Source organism: Saccharibacillus sacchari DSM 19268 (assembly GCF_000585395.1).
Classification (GTDB): domain Bacteria; phylum Bacillota; class Bacilli; order Paenibacillales; family Paenibacillaceae; genus Saccharibacillus; species Saccharibacillus sacchari.
Map to the genome: position 1 here is coordinate 4,772,477 of NZ_KK073875.1, position 17,891 is coordinate 4,790,367.

At 53.6% G+C, this 17,891-nt stretch carries 15 protein-coding genes; 1 reads left to right on the forward strand and 14 read right to left on the reverse strand.

The window, feature by feature from the left end; all coding sequences use genetic code 11:
* Positions 1-59: 59 nt before the first annotated feature.
* On the reverse strand, positions 60-971 hold the full coding sequence (locus tag SACSAC_RS20690; RefSeq protein ID WP_037289854.1) for an aspartate carbamoyltransferase catalytic subunit: 912 nt from the start codon (positions 969-971) through the stop codon (positions 60-62).
* Positions 968-1,525, reverse strand: coding sequence for a bifunctional pyr operon transcriptional regulator/uracil phosphoribosyltransferase PyrR (pyrR, locus tag SACSAC_RS20695; protein ID WP_037289855.1), 558 nt, complete (start codon positions 1,523-1,525; stop codon positions 968-970). The genes SACSAC_RS20690 and pyrR overlap by 4 nt, the downstream gene beginning before the upstream one ends.
* 662 nt (positions 1,526-2,187) lie before the next feature.
* Here pyrR and SACSAC_RS20700 point away from each other — a divergent pair.
* Positions 2,188-4,149, forward strand: a complete 1,962-nt coding sequence (locus SACSAC_RS20700) for a methyl-accepting chemotaxis protein (protein ID WP_169833794.1) — start codon at positions 2,188-2,190, stop codon at positions 4,147-4,149.
* Positions 4,150-4,358: 209 nt separating this feature from the next.
* On the opposite strand, the gene SACSAC_RS20705 is transcribed toward SACSAC_RS20700, so the two are convergent.
* The 12 genes from SACSAC_RS20705 to ftsA all read right to left on the reverse strand — a co-directional run bounded on the left by SACSAC_RS20705 (position 4,359) and on the right by ftsA (position 17,774).
* Entirely contained in the window at positions 4,359-5,612 is a 1,254-nt protein-coding gene (locus tag SACSAC_RS20705; RefSeq protein WP_037289861.1) for an LL-diaminopimelate aminotransferase, read from the reverse strand.
* A gap of 470 nt (positions 5,613-6,082) precedes the next feature.
* Complete coding sequence (locus SACSAC_RS20710; RefSeq protein ID WP_037289864.1) at positions 6,083-7,054, reverse strand: RluA family pseudouridine synthase; 972 nt, start codon at positions 7,052-7,054, stop codon at positions 6,083-6,085.
* Between the two features lie 3 nt (positions 7,055-7,057).
* Positions 7,058-7,564 (reverse strand): signal peptidase II, encoded by a 507-nt coding sequence (gene lspA / locus SACSAC_RS20715; RefSeq protein WP_037289866.1) that lies wholly within the window; start codon positions 7,562-7,564, stop codon positions 7,058-7,060.
* 199 nt (positions 7,565-7,763) lie between these two features.
* On the reverse strand, positions 7,764-10,856 hold the full coding sequence (gene ileS / locus SACSAC_RS20720; RefSeq protein WP_037289868.1) for an isoleucine--tRNA ligase: 3,093 nt from the start codon (positions 10,854-10,856) through the stop codon (positions 7,764-7,766).
* Between the two features lie 470 nt (positions 10,857-11,326).
* Positions 11,327-11,854, reverse strand: a complete 528-nt coding sequence (locus SACSAC_RS20725) for a DivIVA domain-containing protein (RefSeq protein WP_037289870.1) — start codon at positions 11,852-11,854, stop codon at positions 11,327-11,329.
* A gap of 166 nt (positions 11,855-12,020) precedes the next feature.
* Positions 12,021-12,803, reverse strand: a complete 783-nt coding sequence (locus SACSAC_RS20730) for a YlmH family RNA-binding protein (RefSeq protein ID WP_037289872.1) — start codon at positions 12,801-12,803, stop codon at positions 12,021-12,023.
* A 32-nt stretch (positions 12,804-12,835) separates the two neighbouring features.
* The gene (locus SACSAC_RS20735) at positions 12,836-13,126 is read right to left on the reverse strand and encodes a YggT family protein (protein ID WP_245608669.1); all 291 of its coding nucleotides are present in this window, start codon (positions 13,124-13,126) and stop codon (positions 12,836-12,838) included.
* A gap of 7 nt (positions 13,127-13,133) precedes the next feature.
* Complete coding sequence (locus SACSAC_RS20740) at positions 13,134-13,586, reverse strand: cell division protein SepF (RefSeq protein ID WP_037289877.1); 453 nt, start codon at positions 13,584-13,586, stop codon at positions 13,134-13,136.
* A 2-nt stretch (positions 13,587-13,588) separates the two neighbouring features.
* The gene (locus tag SACSAC_RS20745; RefSeq protein ID WP_037289879.1) at positions 13,589-14,278 is read right to left on the reverse strand and encodes a YggS family pyridoxal phosphate-dependent enzyme; all 690 of its coding nucleotides are present in this window, start codon (positions 14,276-14,278) and stop codon (positions 13,589-13,591) included.
* Positions 14,275-15,150 carry a peptidoglycan editing factor PgeF gene (pgeF, locus tag SACSAC_RS20750; protein ID WP_156951056.1) on the reverse strand — a complete coding sequence of 292 codons (876 nt, stop codon included), beginning with the start codon at positions 15,148-15,150 and terminating at the stop codon, positions 14,275-14,277. Before pgeF ends, SACSAC_RS20745 begins: the two co-directional genes overlap by 4 nt.
* A 185-nt stretch (positions 15,151-15,335) precedes the next feature.
* Positions 15,336-16,469 (reverse strand): cell division protein FtsZ, encoded by a 1,134-nt coding sequence (gene ftsZ / locus SACSAC_RS20755; protein ID WP_037289880.1) that lies wholly within the window; start codon positions 16,467-16,469, stop codon positions 15,336-15,338.
* Positions 16,470-16,520: 51 nt separating this feature from the next.
* Positions 16,521-17,774 (reverse strand): cell division protein FtsA, encoded by a 1,254-nt coding sequence (gene ftsA, locus SACSAC_RS20760; RefSeq protein ID WP_037289882.1) that lies wholly within the window; start codon positions 17,772-17,774, stop codon positions 16,521-16,523.
* Positions 17,775-17,891: the final 117 nt, after the last annotated feature.

A 17,891-nucleotide genomic window follows, 5' to 3' on the forward strand; every position in this document is an offset into this window, starting at 1 on the left:
AGTCCCTCCGGTTCACTTCGTTTTCCGTACGCGTTGCTTCTATATGATGCTTGTATTCGTTATCTCAATGCCCGTTCGACGACCGCCATGCGGATCGGCACTCCGTTGCTCATTTGCGAGAAAATCTTCGAGTTTGACGCTTCCACCAGATCTCCGTCGATTTCGACATCGCGATTGACCGGAGCCGGGTGCATGATGATCGCGTGCGATTTCATGGTCTTCGCCCGATCCACCGTCAACCCGTATTGAGCGCGATATTCGCTTTTCGACTTCAGGATGCCTTCGCCGTGACGTTCAAGCTGCGCTCTCAGCATCATGACCACGTCCGCGTTCAGCGCCTCTTCCATCGTCACGTACGGCGCGTAAGCTTCCAGCTCCGGCGCTCTCATGCTGTCCGGTGCGCAGAATTTCACGGTGGCGCCCAGCGTGCGCAGCGCCCACAGATTGGAGCGTGCCACCCGGCTGTGCTTCACGTCTCCGATGATCGAAACGGTCAGGCCGCGAATCTCGCCGAACTGTTTGCGCATCGTGTACACGTCCAGCAGCGCTTGCGTCGGGTGCTCGTTGTTGCCGTCTCCGGCGTTGATCAGCGGCACTCGTACCTGCTTCGCCAATTCTTCCAGTACGCCGATCGGCTTTAGGCGAATAACGCCCGCGTCGATGCCCATGCTTTCCAGCGTGCGTACCGTATCGTAGATCGACTCGCCTTTTTCCATGCTGGAAGCGGCAGCCGCGAAGTTCAGCACTTGCGTACCCAGACGCTTTTGCGCCATTTCGAACGAGAATCTTGTCCGCGTGCTGTTTTCGAAAAACATGTTGGCGATAAAGCGGTCTTCCAGGATCGGTGTTCTTTTTTCCGTATGGCTTTCCCAGTAAGCGGCTCTCAGCAAGATCGAGTCAAGCTCGGATGCGCTCAAGTCTTTGAGTCCGAGCAGTTCGCGTTCGCGAAGCGAGGAGCGGTAGGCGATCATACCAACACCTCCCGGCGGCTGCTGATGCGCACTTCTTCGTTATCGTCAATCTCGGTCAAAAAGACTTCGATTTCTTCGGTGCGCGAGGTCGGTACGTTTTTCCCTACGTAGTCGGCGCGGATCGGCAGTTCTCGGTGTCCGCGGTCGGCGAGTACGGCGAGTTGGATCATTTGCGGTCTTCCGCAGTCCATCAGGGCGTCCATCGCGGCGCGAATCGTACGGCCGGTGTAGAGTACGTCGTCGAACAGGATCACGGTTTTCCCTTCAATAGAGACTTGGGATTCGCCGAACAGTTCTTGGCAGTTGATCGTAGCGTCGCTCTTCTGGCGATCGTCGCGGTACGAGCTAATGTCGATCTCCCCGCAAGCAACCGGCGTTCCTTCGATCTCGAAGATGCGTTTGGCGATCCGTTGTGCCAGCGGCACGCCGCGCGTCTTGATGCCGACGAGCACGCAGCCTTCGATGCCTTTGTTTTTCTCCAAAATTTCGTGGGCGATCCGGGTCAGTGCGCGGCGAATAGCGGCTTCATCCATAATGACGTGTGTTTCGTTCATGTGTGTGCGCCTCCTCAGGCAAAAGGTTTGTCACCCTTCGGCCCCGTGAACGTCGGTGTCTTCTCGCATCTGCATGCAAAAAGACTCCTTGCCCAGGCGGGCAAGGAGTCGAAATCGACATGTTGATTCGACGAAGAGCGCTAAAAATCGTTCCGCTCTCGGCGGACGTATTCTTAGTGAATCGTCGTTCACGTTACCTTGCCAGTCTCACGGGACTGAATTAAAGGTGCTATTCATTGGGCGCAAGTTCCGCCTCTGTTGCAATGAATTATGACAGAAGGGTTATCTCCTGTCAACCACCTGTATTTCATTTTGTCGATCCCTTTTACAATAGGAGAAACGAAATGAAGTTGACCGATATGCACCTTTTACACATGAATTGTCAAACAACATCATGCCCTCTTGTTTTCATATTTATAATTATACATTTAAATGTTGTATTTATTCAATACTTTTTTTGAATTCTATTTTTGACTCCTAATTTTTATGTCTGCACGAACATATAAATCGAAAGACCTATAAATCGGGCGTTCAGACATGGCTTTTTTCCGAAAACGTTTGCTTGAATTTTAGTCGAAACCTGCCGAAATATAAGATATCTATGCAACGAGGGGAGATTACACAGAATGAACTTTTTTAAAAACAGGCGTGTTTCATTATCTTTGGGCAATAAACTTTTGATTTTCTTTACGGCTATTCTTGTTATCTCGCTTCTGGTTTCCGCTATCCTTTCTTATGAATCGGCAAAAAGCGCGCTTAGCAAAGAATTGACTTCAAACGCGACGTCTAGCGTTCAGACCATGAATGCGATCGTTACGCGCGATATTCAAGCAAAAGTCGATGCGGTTGACTATTTGGCTTCCATCGTCACCTCCGAAGATTTCGATACCGGAGGCTTCAAAACAAACTCGGTCAACGCGCCGCTCGAAAATTACGATCTGACGCAAAATGATGTCGATTTGGCTTATGCCGGATCGGAAGCGGGCGTGTATATCGGTTCGGCTTCCAGTTACGTCGATCTTCCGTCAGACTATGATCCTCGTACGCGCAGTTGGTACAGCCTCGCCATGGAAAACCCGGATCGGGCCGTCGTGACGGAGCCTTACATCTCGGCTTCAAGCGGAAAAACGGGAATCACGATCGCCAAACGCATGGACGACGGAAGCGGCGTGATCGGTCTGGATATTTCGATCGATGCATTGCTGCAAACGACGGAGACCATGCATATCGGCAAAGAAGGATATGCCTTTATTACGACGGAGAGCGGCACGTACATTTCCCACCCGACGATCGAAGCCGGATCAAGCGACACGATCTCTACGCGATTGTCGAACGAAAAAGAACCCGAAGGCATGTTCAATTATATATTCGAATCCGAACCCAAAGTGCTTGTCTATGCAAAAAACGAACTGAGCGGTTGGGTGATTGCGGGCAGCTATTACGAAAACGAGGTTCAGGAAGCGGCTCAACCGATCCTTTACCGCCTCATGACGGTATTGGTTATATCCCTGGTCGCGGGCGGAGTCTTTATCTGGCTGCTGACCCGATCCATAGCGCGCCGACTCAAAAATGTCGCACGCGTTGCGGAAGCAATCAGCTCGGGCGACCTGACGGGCACGATCACCGATCACGGACGCGACGAGATCGGGCAATTAGCCTCTTCGTTCCAGAGCATGAATGTATCGCTCAGCGGGCTTGTCCGCTCGATTACGGGTTCCGTTTCCGACGTCGCGGCTTCGTCCGAAGAACTCAGCGCAAGCGCCGAGCATACGGGTAAAGCAACGCGTCAGATCACGGAATCGATCGAAGCTTTCGCTTCGAACAGCGAGCGTCAAAGCGATAGCGTGGCAGACAGTTCCCGCCGCTTGGCAGAAGTCTTCGAATGGCTCTCGGAACTTCGCAAAAATTCCGAACGTTTGGCCCAAGCCTCGCGCGGCTCGGCCGAAATGGCCGAGGAAGGCGATCTGCTCGTGGATCAAACGCTCGAACGTATCCGGGAAATCGATATCTCCGTCCGCGAAGGCGGCGTGGTGATCTCCGGCCTGTCGGATAAATCGCAGACGATTACAGGCATTCTGCATACGATCGACGAGATTGCTTCGCAAACCAATCTGTTGGCTTTGAACGCTTCGATCGAAGCGGCACGCGCCGGCGAAGCGGGACTCGGCTTCACCGTCGTGGCAAACGAAGTCAAAAAGCTTGCTCAGCAATCCGCCGATTCCGCCAAAACCATTGAAGGACTGATCCAGGATATCGTCGCCGATATTCAAGCTTCGCTGGAAACCTTCGTCAAGATTCGCTCGTCGGTGACCGGCGGCTTGGAGACAGCCGAACGCACGGCGGAAAACCTGCGCCAGCTCAAAACGGCTTCGGAAGAAGTTTCCGACGACCTGAGCGGCATGAATACGCAGGTCGGCGAAATCGCCGGTCACGCCGAAGAAGTCGCCCAGTCCGTTCGCGAGATTTCAAAAGCTGCGGAAACCAACCAATCCAGCACGCACGAGATCGCGGCGGCTGCCGAAGAGCAATTGGCTTCGATGGAACAAATCGGACAGTCCTCCGCTTCCCTGGCTCTGCTCGCCGAGCATCTGCAAGGCGAGGTCGAGCGTTTCAAGATCGATTAAATCGATACGCCGGAATCAGGATTCGAACGGCTTTCGCGGCTCAATCTTCGGAAGCCGTTCGGACTCCCTCGCTGACGGCAAACCGCATGTGCCCGGACTCGGCATACTCGAATGAATTGCACGAAAAAAGCAGGCTCCCTGATGACGGGAGCCTGCTTTTTCAATATCTTTTTGCTTAAGCGGCCTGTTGCCTAAGCTACAGTAACCGATTAAAATTCAAATTCAACATCGTTCAAGCGACGCTTGATTTCTTCGATGACGCGTTTTTCTTGCTCTTCGCCTTTTGCTTCGAACGTCACGGAGAAACGCACGAACGAGCCTGCATCGTCCCAAGGCACGGTGGAGATCAATTTCTCGCGGATCAGGAACTGCGAGAATGCTTCGCCGCTGCCGAACGCTTCGCCGCCCTTGATGCCTTTAGGCGCTTGCACGTACAGGAAGAACGAGCCTTTCGGTTTGGTTGCCGTGAAGCCAAGTTCGTTCAACGCTGCTACGAGCATGTCGTGGCGACGGGAATACTTCTCGGCGATTTTTTCCGTGATCAACGGATTAGCCAGACCGTAAGCCGCCGCTTTTTGGATCGCGATGAATTGGCCGGAATCGTTGTTGTCTTTAACGTCGCTGAACGCTTTGACGATCAGCGGGTTACCCGCTACGAATCCGATTCTCCAGCCTGTCATGTTGTAAGACTTAGACAGGGAGTGCAGTTCGATGCCGACGTCTTTTGCGCCCGGCGTGCTCAAGAAGCTGAGCGGCTTCAAGCCGTCATAAGTCAGCGCGGCATACGGAGCATCGTGAACCACGATCACTTCGTTCGCTTTGGCCCACTCTACCACTTTGGCAAAGAACTCCGGAGTCGAGCTTGCGCCTGTCGGGTTGTTCGGATAGTTCAGGTACAGCAGCTTGGCACGCTTCGCGATGTCGGCCGGAATCGAATCCAGGTCCGGCAGGAAGTCGTTTTCTTTGGTCAGCTGCACGTTGTAGACTTCGCCGCCTACGTATTTGGTGTGCGTGCCCAGAACCGGGTAACCCGGAACGGTCAGGATCGCCACGTCACCCGGGTTGATGAACACGGACGGCAGCATCGCGAGCGCCGGCTTGGAGCCGATCGAGTGCACGATTTCCGTCGTCGGATCAATGCCTTCGACTTTGAATACGTCAGCCAGGTATTGAGCCGCAGCGGCTTTGAATTCCGGGATGCCGTTGTCGGCGTAACCGCGGTTTTCAGGCTTTGCCGCTTCTTCGGCAAGCTTGGCCACGATGCCCGCGTCCGCCATTTCATCGGGTTCGCCCACGCCCATGTCGATCAGTTCGACATCGGGGAAAGCTTGGCGTGCTGCTGCTTTGGCGCGTTTAATTTTTTCGAATTTATAAATGTTGGTGTCCTTGCCGTAGTTCGCTCCGCCGATCCGATCGGCGAAAACTTGCTGGACGAATGTGTTTTGATACTCTTCGATACTCATGGTTAAGGTCAGCTCCTTGGGCAGAATGTTCTATGTTCTATCATGCCTCAAATTTATGGGCAGGGACATGGATTATGTGGCGGAAAATTTAGTTTTTTTGCGCTGAGGGGGGTGTGACGCTTCGGGGTGGAAGGGCCTGCGGATCGCTGTTGCAGTCCGGTTTTTCTCGATTGGAATAAAACCTGTACTGGTGGTAAAAAACCGGACTGCAAAGGCGAGCGCTACGCTTCCTTCGGCTCCTTCCACCCCTCCGCTCCGTCTGCGCATTGTGGTAAGGGGGCAAAGAGCGAAAGAGAAAAGCACCTGCCCTTTTGAACGGGGCAGGTGCTTGGGCGGGCGTTGCCCTTGGGTTCGCCTGATTGGGAGGCGAACTTAAAGATGGGCTCCGCTTTGCGAATCGCCGAGGGCCGGGTCAAGTACGGGCTCTCGGCTGTGCGAATCGCCAGGTGCATGGAAGCAGGGCAACCGCGTTAGCGGCTGCGGAGGTAGGTCAGCAGCTCTTCCATATCGGCAGGAACGGGGGCAGAGAACTCAAGGCGTTCTCCGGTCGTTGGGTGCGTGAAGCCTAATGACGCGGCGTGCAGGGCTTGGCCTTGCATTTTGATGCCGCCGCTGCGGCCGTACATGGGATCGCCGACCAGAGGGTGGCCGATGAATTTCATGTGGGCGCGGATTTGGTGGGTGCGGCCGGTTTCGAGCTTCAGTTCGAGCAAGGCATAATCACCGAAGCGTTCGAGGACGTTGAAGTGCGTGATGGCGTGTTTGCCGCCGGCTTGGACAACCGTGTACATTTTGCGGTCGTGCGGGTCGCGGGCCAAGTTGGCTTCTACGGTGCCGTGGGTGTGCGCAATGTTGCCGCGTACCAATGCGTTATAGATCCGGCTCACGGAGTGGTCTTTCAGCTGCGCCGACAAAGACGCGTGCGCTTTATCGTTTTTGGCAGCCATCAGCAGGCCGCTGGTGTCTTTGTCGATGCGGTGCACGATGCCGGGGCGGAGTTCGCCGTTGATGCCGGACAGGTCTTTGCAGTGGAACATCAGGGCGTTGACCAGCGTGCCGGATGAATGGCCTACAGCCGGGTGAACGACCATGCCGCGGGGTTTGTTGACGACGATCACGTCGGCGTCTTCGTAAACAATTTCAAGCGGAATGTCTTCGGCTACGATATCGACCGATTCCGGCTGCGGTACGCGGACTTCGACTTGCTCGCCTGCGGAAAGCTTGTAGTTCGCTTTTACGGTACGTCCGTTTACGGTGACGTGCCCCTGCTCGATCCAAAGTTGAATCTGCGAACGGGAGACGTCGCCTTCGATCGATTCGGTGACGTATTTATCAAGGCGCTGCTTATTGTCTTCGGCAGCAACGTTCCATTGCAGGATTTCTTCTTCGTTACCGTTCTCTTCCGCCGAAGCGTCAGGAACGTTGGTTTGCTCTTCAGTCATTAATTAGTCCTCCGTACGTTGTTCTGGCTGGTTTGCGGGTTGAGGTTCATTCGGACGACGCGAATCGAGCAGCGTATCGAGGATAATCAGAACCACGCCGACCACGATGCAGGCATCGGCCACGTTGAAGATCGGGAAGCTGTAGCTGCCGAAATTGAACAGGAAGAAGTCCACGACTTCGCCCATGCGAACGCGGTCCAGGAAGTTGCCGAGCGCTCCGCCCAGTACCAAGCTGAGGGCGATCGGAAGCATGCGCGCCGAACCTTTGGCGTTTTTCACACGCTGAAGATACCAAATGATCCCGGCTACCACCACCAGAGTCACGATGATAAAGAACCACTGCTTCTCCTGCAAAATGCCGAATGCGGCGCCTTTATTTCGGTGCGAAGTCAGAATGAAAAAATCGCCGATGATCGGAATTTGATCTCGAATTTCCATACGCGTAGCTACCAGATACTTTGTTCCTTGGTCGATCAGAAAAGCTACAAGCGCGATCACATAATAAATCACGTTAATCCGTCACCTCGTATTTAAGATACATGCTCATGAGTCCCGGGAAACGGCAGCAAATGCGTCCTTTCCAACCCGTCTATTGTAGCACAGCGCCGATTAGAGCGTCTATCATTCGACCCCTTACAAACAAACAGCGCCTGTCGGATTTGCACAGGCACTGTTTGCTGCGTCTTATTTTTTTCGATACTGCCGTCGATTAATCGACTTTGATTCCGACCTCTTTACCGTTTAACGTTACTCGCTCCATCCCGTCTTGACTACCAAAGGATACGTTGTTGACCAATACGTTCTCGCGAAGCACGGAGTCGAACGCGTTAAGCGCGGCTTGCAGTTCGGCGTCGACGTCAAGCGTCAGATCCACGTACTGCTCAACCTTGAGGTCGAGCTTTTTGCGCGTATCCTGAACGGCACGGACGATCTCGCGCACCCAACCTTCTTGTTCAAGCTCCGGCGTCACATCGGTGTTCAGCGCCACGGTCAGGCCGTAACCCGAAGCGGAAGCGAAACCTTCTTTGGCCTTTTTCTCGATCAGCAGCTCTTCGCTACTCACTTGCAGCTCTTCGCCTTCAGTCGAAGTGATATTGAACGAACCGCTATCCACGACCGCACGCGTTTCTTCGGCCGTCATGCCTTTGAAATGGTTTTGCAGGAAGCCGACGTTTTTGCCGTACTTTTTGCCTGCAACCTTCAGGTTCAGCTTGAGCGTGTAATCGACGAAGTCGCTGTCTCCGCTCTCGATACGGATTTCTTTCACGTTGATCTCGTCTTTGACGATCTCGGCGTAATCCGCCAGATCGAATTCGCGGTCCATGGACACGATCAGCTCGGACAGCGGTTGACGCGTCTTCAAGCTGTTTTCGTTCCGCACGTTGCGCGCAAGTTCCACGATCTGCTGCGACGTTTTCATATCGCGCTCCAGCTCGGCATCGATCAGCGAAGCATCGGCTTCCGGATAGTCGGCCAGATGCACGCTTGTTTTTCCGCCCAGATTGCCGTATAGGTCTTCCGCCAGCACAGGCATGAACGGTGCGATCAGACGCGCCAATGTGCTCAGCACTTCCGTCAACGTGCGGTAAGCATCCAGCTTATCTTCCGTCAGGCCGCTGCCCCAGAAGCGGTCGCGCGAACGACGGATATACCAGTTGCTCAGGCCGTCGACGAATTCTTCGATCCCTTTTGCAGCAGCCAGGAAGTCATTGTCGGACAAGGCTTCATTAGCCGCCGTTACCAAGCTGTGCAAACGGGACAAGATCCAACGATCCAGACGGCCTGTCGGCACTTGGAACGGATGCTCCGCCGGATCGAAACCGTCGATGTCCGCATACAGCGTCAGGAACGCATGCGTGTTGACGATCGTGTCCACGACTTTCGATTTCGCTTCGCCTACGACGCTCTTCGAGAAACGCTTCGTGTTCCACGGCGCGCTGTCGGCCAGCATCACCCAACGGAACGCGTCCATGCCGTACTCTTCGAGCACTTCCCACGGATCGACGACGTTGCCTTTGGATTTGGACATTTTCTGACCGTTTTCGTCCAGGATATGGCCGGTCGCCATAACGGATTTGTACGGCGCTTCGCCGGTAATCATCGTTGATACCGCGAGCAAGCTGTAGAACCAACCGCGAGTTTGGTCGATGCCTTCCACGATCATGTCGGCCGGATATTGCGCCTTGAACGTCTCTTCGTTTTCGAACGGGTAATGCTGCTGGGCAAACGGCATCGATCCGCTGTCGAACCAGACGTCGATCACTTCCGGCGTACGGGTCATTACCGCGCCTTCGGCAAACGGCGATTTCAGCTTGATCTCGTCCACGTAAGGCTTGTGCAGCTCGATATCTTCCGGTACGAAGTCCACGGCGCGCTCGCGCAGGTCAGCGATGCTTTTCGGTGCGTACTGCTTGCCTGTCTCTTCGCATACCCAGACATTGAGCGGCGTGCCCCAGTAGCGGTTACGGCTGATGTTCCAGTCGATCAGATCGTCCAGGAACTTGCCGAAGCGACCGTCGCGAACGTGATCCGGGTACCATTTTACGCCTTTGTTGTTTTCGACCAGCTTGTCTTTGACCGCCGTCGTTTGGATGAACCAGCTATCCGTTGCGTAGTACAGCAGCGGCGTGTGGCATCTCCAGCAGAACGGGTAGCTGTGCTCGTATTTCTCTTTGCTGTACAGGCGGCCTTTTTCCGACAGATATTTCACGATCTCGATATCCGTCTCGCCGTCTTTGACGAAGCGTCCCGCGAAGTCGGTCACGTCGGCTACGAAGCGACCTTGCGAATCGACGAGGTTGATAAAGCTGATTCCGTTCTCGCGGCAAACGCGGTAATCGTCTTCACCATGAGCCGGAGCCAAGTGAACGACGCCCGTACCGCTGGAATCCGTAACGAAGTCCGCGCCGAGGATGATATGTCCTTTTTCCGGCGTGAAGTAGTGGAACGGAGCGTCGTAGCTCAAACCTACCAATTCGGAACCTTGAAGCTCGGACAACGTTTCGTATTCGCCTTTCAGCACGCTTTCGGTTAAGTTTTTCGCCAGGATCAGCACTTCGCCTTCCTGCTTCACTTTCATGTACGTCATCGTTGGATTCACGGCCAAAGCGATGTTCGAAGGCAGCGTCCAAGGCGTCGTCGTCCAAGCCAACACGAACTCGCCGTTTTCCAGCTTGAACTTGGCCGTTGCGCTCAGGTCTTTGACGTCTTCATAGCCTTGGGCCACTTCGTGCGAGCTCAGCGTCGTTTGACAGGACGGGCAGTACGGGCTGACGCGGTGTCCGCGGTACAGCAGTCCTTTATCATGGATCGTGCCGAGCAGGTTCCAGACGCTCTCGATGTACTTGTTGTCGAGCGTGATGTACGGGTTGTCGAGGTCTGTCCAATAGCCGATCGCTTCGGTCAGGTCGCGCCACTGTTTCTCGTACGTGAAGACACTCTCTTTACATTTCTTGATGAACTTCTCGACGCCGTATTCTTCGATATCGTGCTTGCCGGAGATGCCGAGCTGCTTTTCCACGCCCAGTTCAACCGGAAGTCCGTGCGTATCCCAGCCTGCTTTACGCACGACATGGAAGCCTTTCATCGTCTGATAGCGGCCTACGAAGTCCTTGATGACGCGTCCCAGCACGTGTCCGATATGCGGAACTCCGTTTGCGGTCGGCGGACCTTCGTAGAAGACAAAATTCGGCTTGCCTTCGCGGTTTTCGATCGATTGTTTGAACGTGTTTTCTTCATTCCAACGGTTGAGTACACGCAGGTCGCGTGCACGCGCTTTTTCCTTTACATCGACTCTTTGCATCGTTGTCGGCTCCTTTTTTGGTCAAAAATAAAACCCCGCCCCTGAAAAGGGACGAGGTTAGCTCGCGTTACCACCCTTGTTTCGCCTATTGCACGTCCTGTCCGAAAAACGTCTGAGCACTCCGCTTTTCGGGCACCGCGCAAAAAAAGCGACACCTTAGTCTCCGTATCAAACAATACGGGTCCGCTGTAACGGTCGGCTTCCGGTACGGCCTACTCTCTTTTTGCGGACCTTATGATCACTTGGCAAAAAGGATTCGAACGTACTTCTCCGGGATGATCTTCGGTCGATGCTTCGTACGCCGGCTTGCAGCTCGTAAAGGCCCGGCTCTCTGAAGAACGAATGACATGACTTACTGTTCCCATCGTTGAATTTGATCCATGATTATTTGCGAATAAAACGCCATACGGCGTCTTTTATTTATAGCGCTAACCGCGCCGGTTGTCAATAGTTGACACAGGAGCGGCTGCTTAGTACAGCTCGCTTGAACGACGGTCAGCCTGGGCTTGTTCCATCTCCCGATCAAGCTCGCGACTCTGACGGTCCAAGGCATCCCAACCATCCTGGGCAAGCAGTTCAAGCTGTGCTTCAATCAGTGTGCGGAAACGCGTGCGGTAGATCGAAGCCTGCTTTTTCAGTTCTTCCATCTCTACGGCAACTTTACGCGATTTGACCAGCGACTCGTTGATGATGCGATCCGCGTTCTTTTCCGCTTCTTTCACGACCAACTGTGCTTCCTTCTTCGCGTTGCCGCGGACTTCGTCCGCCGCTTCCTGCGCCACGATAATCGTCTTGCTCAGCGTCTCTTCCAGGTTCATGAAGTGATTCAGACGTTCTTCCATGGATGTCATCCGATGCAGCAGATCTTTGTTTTCCCGAATCACGCTTTCGTAATCCTTAATAACCTGATCCAAAAACTCGTTGACTTCATCCTCGTCGTATCCCCGAAGACGCCGGCTGAATTCTTTGTTATGTATATCCAGCGGTGTTAATGCCATGATGTGCACCTCCAATGTATTAAGCACGCTGCCAACCCCTCGGCAAAAGCTCAGGCTGTATCACGTCCGTGCATAAGACCGCTGCGCTTACGCGCAGACAGTCCTTTTGGTTTTATCGGAATTTCGACATCAAAACGTGAATTCCTGCATAGTTCCACACAAACCGTTATACAAATTTACCAATTCGGACGCGATAGCGCCCCTTTTTGGTTAAATCGCCGATCTCCAACACCCGGAAGCGGCCGAATCCTTGGAGCGATACCGTATCGCCTTCGCGCAACGTTTTGGAAGGATCTTCTTCGACTTTCCAGTTGACGCGACAGCGACCGGCTTTGATCGGCGCGAGAATCTTTGCCCGACTCATGCGGTAAACGTCGCTGACTATTCCGTCAAGACGCGGCGATGCGACAGTCAGTTCGATTTCGGCAAGCTCCGATTCCGAAGCGGACAACGCGGTAATCGGCAGCACTTCGGTAAATACGCTGACCCGATGCACCTGTCTCAGCTCCAGATTAAGAAAATCCGCGATCTCGGCAGCTACCACGATGTGGCAACCGTCTTCGCGCGGATGGATATCACCGATCTTGGATCGCTTCATGCCGAGTCCAAGTACCGATCCCATATAGTCACCGTGCGCAAGCTCCGTGAACTTGCTGTCCGCCGGAGTGATCGACAGCACGGCCAATTTCATATCTTCGTCGCCCAAGTCCCGATAATCCGGCGCAATGACGGCTCTGCGCCGCTCCGCCCGGGGGCTTCCGCCTTCCAGGCGAACCGCGACGTCCGGCTCGGAATTGGCCAACATCGACAGAATTTGAAGCTGACGCGGGTCGAGAAAATCAGTTAGCTTCAGCTCATGATAGCGGGCCGCTCCTTCCAACCATTCGGAAGCACGATCCACGAATTCTCGCTCGTCGGGATGGACGTGTTCATGTATGTTTTTAGACATCTGTCAAACTCCCTCTAACATTCATGATCCGTTTACGCTATAGCGCGGATCAACAATTGGAACAAATATAAAATTCCGCCTTGCACGAACTGCAAAACGAACAACGCAACGATTGGGGAAATATCCAGCATCCCGCCGATCGGCGGGATGAATCTGCGGAAAATGGACAAGTACGGCTCTGCGATTTTCCCCAAAATTACGCCGACTTGGCTTTCCCGAACATTGGGTACCCAAGACATCAGGATGTAAATGATCAAAATCCAAGAATAAATCTGGAACAACGTTGGAATGAGTTGATAAATCTGAATCAAGAATCCTACCAAGCTATCGTCACCTCATTTGATTAAATTCGTGATCTTCGCGAATCAGGTCTGCAATCGAACCTTCGACTTCGACCGTATCCGGCGTGCAAAGGAAGATGTCTCCTCCGACTTTGGAAATGTTTCCGTTGATCGCATAGACCGTACCGCCCAAAAAATCGATAATCCGCTTGGCATGGTCACGGCGCACCTGCTGCAAATTCACGACAACGGAGCGATGCGCGCGAAGATGATCGGCAATCTGTTGGGCATCGTCGTACGTACGAGGCTCGACCAAGATCACTTTCACGTTTTTTTGCGAATGAATACTCACTACGTTATTCGCTTTGCCGTTTTTTCGAGGTTCCTGATTAGCAGCCGATTCATACGGTTGGTCATCGGATTCCACGACTTTTTCGCGCTCCACGATCTCCTCTTCTTCCTGCAGGCCGAGAAAATTCATAAAACGGTTCATGACACCCATCTTCAGTCCTCCTCTTTTCCTACCAGAATAGAGCCCAGGCGAACCCAGGTCGCACCTTCTTCAATGGCGACTTCAAAATCTCCCGACATGCCCATCGACAAATGTTCGATCGGCTTCGCTTGGACGTTTTTCGCATTCAAGTCTTCTCGCAGCTCTCTTAATCCGCGAAAGACCGGACGGGCCGACTCGGCATCCGAATCAAACGGAGCCATCGTCATGAGCCCAATCACTTCGATATGAGGGAATTCACCCAGCTGCCGAATAAAGTCAAAGACCTTCTCCGGCGGCATGCCTGCCTTCGTGTCTTCACCCGACACATTAACCTGAACGAATGCCTTTAACGTTATATCGGCCGCTGACGCCTGACGCTCCAGTTCTTTGGCCAGGGACAAACGATCCAAGGAATGGATATACGCAAACTTGCCGATCACATCTTTTACTTTGTTGCTCTGGAGCTGACCGATAAAATGCCAGACGCCGCGGCTTCCCAGTGCTTCCCACTTGGGTTTCGCACTCTGCCAGCGATTTTCCCCGAGGTGGACGATGCCGCTATCGAGCACTTGTCTTGTTTTGTCGACAGAAACGTATTTCGTCACCGCTACAATGTTCACTTCTTCGGGCGATCTGCCCGCGCGTTCACAAGCTTCCGATACGACCTTGTTCACGTGCGCGATCCGCTGTTCCAATGTCACCGGAACGTGCCTCCTTCTTTCAGTCCTATCCAGCTTGCCATTCTTCCGGTCTGTCCGTTTTCCTGTCTATGCGAAAAGAACAGATCGGTCCGGCTGCTCGTACACCAACTCGTGCACGCGATGCTTTCCGGACGTATTCCTGATCTTATCATAATGTGTCGGTTCAATTCTTTCAAGTTCAGCAGCGCTTTCCCGCCCCCGGAATCTACGGAAAAGTCGGATAATTCGCGCGAACGGGCAGGCAAGTCCCGATTAAGCACTTCACGCACGCGATCCAATACGGTTGCATCGACTTCATAACGACTTTCGCCGATACAAGGTCCGATCGCCGCCCTGATATCTTCGGACCGACTGCCGTATTGTTCATTCATTTTCTCCACCATGCGACGTCCGATCTCTGCGACCGTACCTTTCCATCCCGCATGCGCAAGACCGACAACCTGCTTAACCGGATCGAAAAAGTACAACGGCACGCAATCGGCATAAAACGAAGTCAGCAATATGCCCGGAACATTCGTGAGCAGGCCGTCCGTATCGGGAAAAGCACTTTCGCGATTCAGCCGTCCCCGGCCGCGGTCCGCTTCGGCGACAATCGCAATCTCTGCCGAATGTACCTGTTCGCCACACGTCCAGTTTTCAAAGCGAAAACCTGCCGCCTCCGCTACTCTGGATCGATTCTCCGCTACATCAGCCGGATTATCGCCTACATGCAGCGCACAGTTCAATTCGGCATGATACCCTTTGCTTACCCCACCTGAGCGCCCCGTAAAACCTGCGCTTAGCAAATCGAACGCTGTCCATGCCGCAATATCGAACACTTCTGCCCCGTTATCCGCCATTCGACGGACAAACGGCTCTTGAACGCTTGTCATTTCTCTCGCTTCCTCCTTACCTGATGCGCGCAGCACCTTATCGAAACTTCCTTTGGCCCTATTGAAAAAAAGATCCGCTTCCGAATGACGAAAGCGAATCTTTCTTAGATCGGACTGCGTGGAGCAGTTTGTCTTCATTCAACTTGAGTCGGACAAGCTCTCCGATACATTGTCAAATCTAGTATCTAGTCGTTATTTTGACGCGAACGGTTGCGAAGGAACGTCGGGATGTCCAACTGATCTCCGCCTTGCTGTTGAGGATCAAAGGCCGGGCGCTGCGGCTGTTGCTGCGAACGGTCGGTTTGAGCTTCGGGTTGTTGCTGCTGGGTCGTAGGTTTGCGAACGATCGGTTTCAATGGAGCAGGCTTGTGTTCAAAACCGGTCGCGATAACCGTTACCTTGATCTCTTCTTTCATGTTCTCGTCGATAATCGCGCCGAAGATCATGTTGACTTCCGGATCGGAAGCTTCGATAACGATCTCGGCTGCTTCGTTGACTTCGTACAGCGACAGATTCGATCCGCCGGTGATGTTCATGATCACGCCTCTAGCGCCTTCGATGGACGTCTCCAGCAGCGGGCTCATGATCGCTTTGCGCGCTGCATCCGCCGCGCGGTTTTCGCCTGATGCTTCACCGATTCCCATCAAAGCGGAACCGCGTTCCGTCATGATCGTTTTGACGTCCGCAAAGTCAAGGTTGATCAGACCCGGAACCGCGATCAAATCGGAAATGCCTTGAACGGCTTGACGCAGCACGTTATCCGCTTCGCGGAAAGCTTCGAGCATCGGCGTTTTCTTGTCGACGATTTCGAGCAACCGGTCGTTTGGAATCACGATCAGCGTATCTACCTTTTCCTTCAACGCTTCAATGCCAAGCTCGGCTTGTCCGGCGCGTTTACGGCCTTCGAACGTGAACGGACGCGTGACGACCCCCACCGTCAGCGCGCCGCACTCGCGTGCGATTTCTGCAATAACCGGAGCCGCGCCCGTTCCCGTACCGCCGCCCATACCCGCAGTAACGAATACCATATCCGCGCCTTTGAGCGTGTTGCTGATCATCTCGCGGGATTCTTCCGCCGCTTTTTTGCCGACATCCGGATTGGCCCCCGCGCCAAGACCCCGAGTCAGCTTATCGCCGATCTGCAATTTGTGCTCCGACTTGGCCAAATGAAGGGCTTGCGCATCCGTATTGACCGTAATAAACTCCACGCCTTGCACGCCGTTCTCGATCATGCGATTGACCGCATTGCTGCCGCCACCGCCAACGCCGATCACTTTAATGCGTGCCAGGCTCTCCATTTCGAAATCGAATTCCAACATATTCCTCCATCTCCCCCTCGTTTTCCTTGGATGGGCTCGTTTTTGTGTTCTTCATATAAATTCGCTAAACATATTTTTGAGCTTTTCTAGGAAACCGGTTTTCTGGCCCGTCTCCGGTTTTGGGCTCGATTGAGGACGATTCACGGGCTTTTTACCCGGAATTGCGGCGCTCCGACTGCGATTCTTGCGAATCACGCTGTACAGGATACCGATTCCGCTGGCAAAAGCCGGGTCGCGAACGCCGATGTAATCGGGCACCGCGAGCCTGACGGATGCCGCCAGTTCGCTCTGTGCAACCTGTAAAACACCCGGCATCGCAACGGTTCCGCCACTCAGTACATACCCCCCGGAGATGTCCCGATAACCCATACGATGGATCTCCTGATGGATAAGTTGGAAAATTTCCTGAACACGCGGCTCGATAATGGCAGCCAAGTCTTCCTGAGTATATTCCTTCTCGACCGAGCTGCCGATCCGGTTGACCTTAAATAACACGTCCGCCGCAGCGTCCGCCATCATGGCGCAACCGTACTTCAGCTTAACCTTCTCCGCTTGATCGGTTACTGTGCGCAAACCGTAGGCAATATCGTTCGTTACGTATTCGCCCCCGATCGGAAGCGTCGATACGGCGGTAAGATGACCATTTTCAAAAATAGAAATGGTGGCCTGTCCCGCGCCGATATCAAGCATGGCTGTACGCATCGTCTTCTCATCCTTGGTAAGTGCCAGCTGGCCGGCCCCGAGGGAAATCAGCACCAGTTCTTTCACCTTGAGGTCGGCTTTCTCCACGCAGCGCAAGAGGTTATGTATAGCCGTCTTGGCGCCGGTGACGATCGTAGCTTCCACCTCCAGGCGGGATCCGATCATGCCCCGCGGATCCTGAATTCCCTCCAAGCCGTCAACCACGAACTGCTTGGCAACGACGTCGATGATTTCACGTTCCGGCGGAAGAGCCACAACCTCGGCGGCTTTGGTTACGCGTTCGATGTCGTCCTCTCCGATCTCGCGATCCTCGTTCGATACGGTTACGACTCCACGACTTGCTTGCAATCCGATATGGCTGCCCGATATGCCGACGTAAACTTCCGTTATTTGAATGCCGACCATTCGCTCGGCATGTTCCACTGCGCCGCGAATCGATTGGACGGTTTGATCGACGTCAACGATGGCGCCTTTTCGGATTCCTTCCGAATCGGCCGATCCAACTCCAATAATATTAAAGGTTCCATTGCTGATTTCCCCGATAATAGCACGAACTTTGGATGTACCGATGTCCAAACTAACAATGATGTCATTGTTGCTCAAGCCCTTGGCACCTCCCGTTTGCAAAATTGATCACTTGGTTTGTTTAAAGCCGGGCTTTATTCGTATCTTCATAGAATAATTCAACACGGCTTAAACTTTCCCTCTTTCATTTCGAAT

Excerpts from the sequence above, each read along its gene's own strand:
- ftsZ (WP_037289880.1), bottom strand. The coding sequence starts at position 16,469 with ATGTTGGAATTCGATTTCGAAATGGAGAGCCTGGCACGCATTAAAGTG.
- pgeF (WP_156951056.1), bottom strand. The coding sequence starts at position 15,150 with ATGACAAGCGTTCAAGAGCCGTTTGTCCGTCGAATGGCGGATAACGGG.
- SACSAC_RS20730 (WP_037289872.1), bottom strand. The coding sequence starts at position 12,803 with ATGTCTAAAAACATACATGAACACGTCCATCCCGACGAGCGAGAATTC.
- SACSAC_RS20740 (WP_037289877.1), bottom strand. The coding sequence starts at position 13,586 with ATGGGTGTCATGAACCGTTTTATGAATTTTCTCGGCCTGCAGGAAGAA.
- SACSAC_RS20710 (WP_037289864.1), bottom strand. The coding sequence starts at position 7,054 with ATGACTGAAGAGCAAACCAACGTTCCTGACGCTTCGGCGGAAGAGAAC.
- SACSAC_RS20690 (WP_037289854.1), bottom strand. The coding sequence starts at position 971 with ATGATCGCCTACCGCTCCTCGCTTCGCGAACGCGAACTGCTCGGACTC.
- ileS (WP_037289868.1), bottom strand. The coding sequence starts at position 10,856 with ATGCAAAGAGTCGATGTAAAGGAAAAAGCGCGTGCACGCGACCTGCGT.
- SACSAC_RS20725 (WP_037289870.1), bottom strand. The coding sequence starts at position 11,854 with ATGGCATTAACACCGCTGGATATACATAACAAAGAATTCAGCCGGCGT.
- pyrR (WP_037289855.1), bottom strand. The coding sequence starts at position 1,525 with ATGAACGAAACACACGTCATTATGGATGAAGCCGCTATTCGCCGCGCA.
- SACSAC_RS20705 (WP_037289861.1), bottom strand. The coding sequence starts at position 5,612 with ATGAGTATCGAAGAGTATCAAAACACATTCGTCCAGCAAGTTTTCGCC.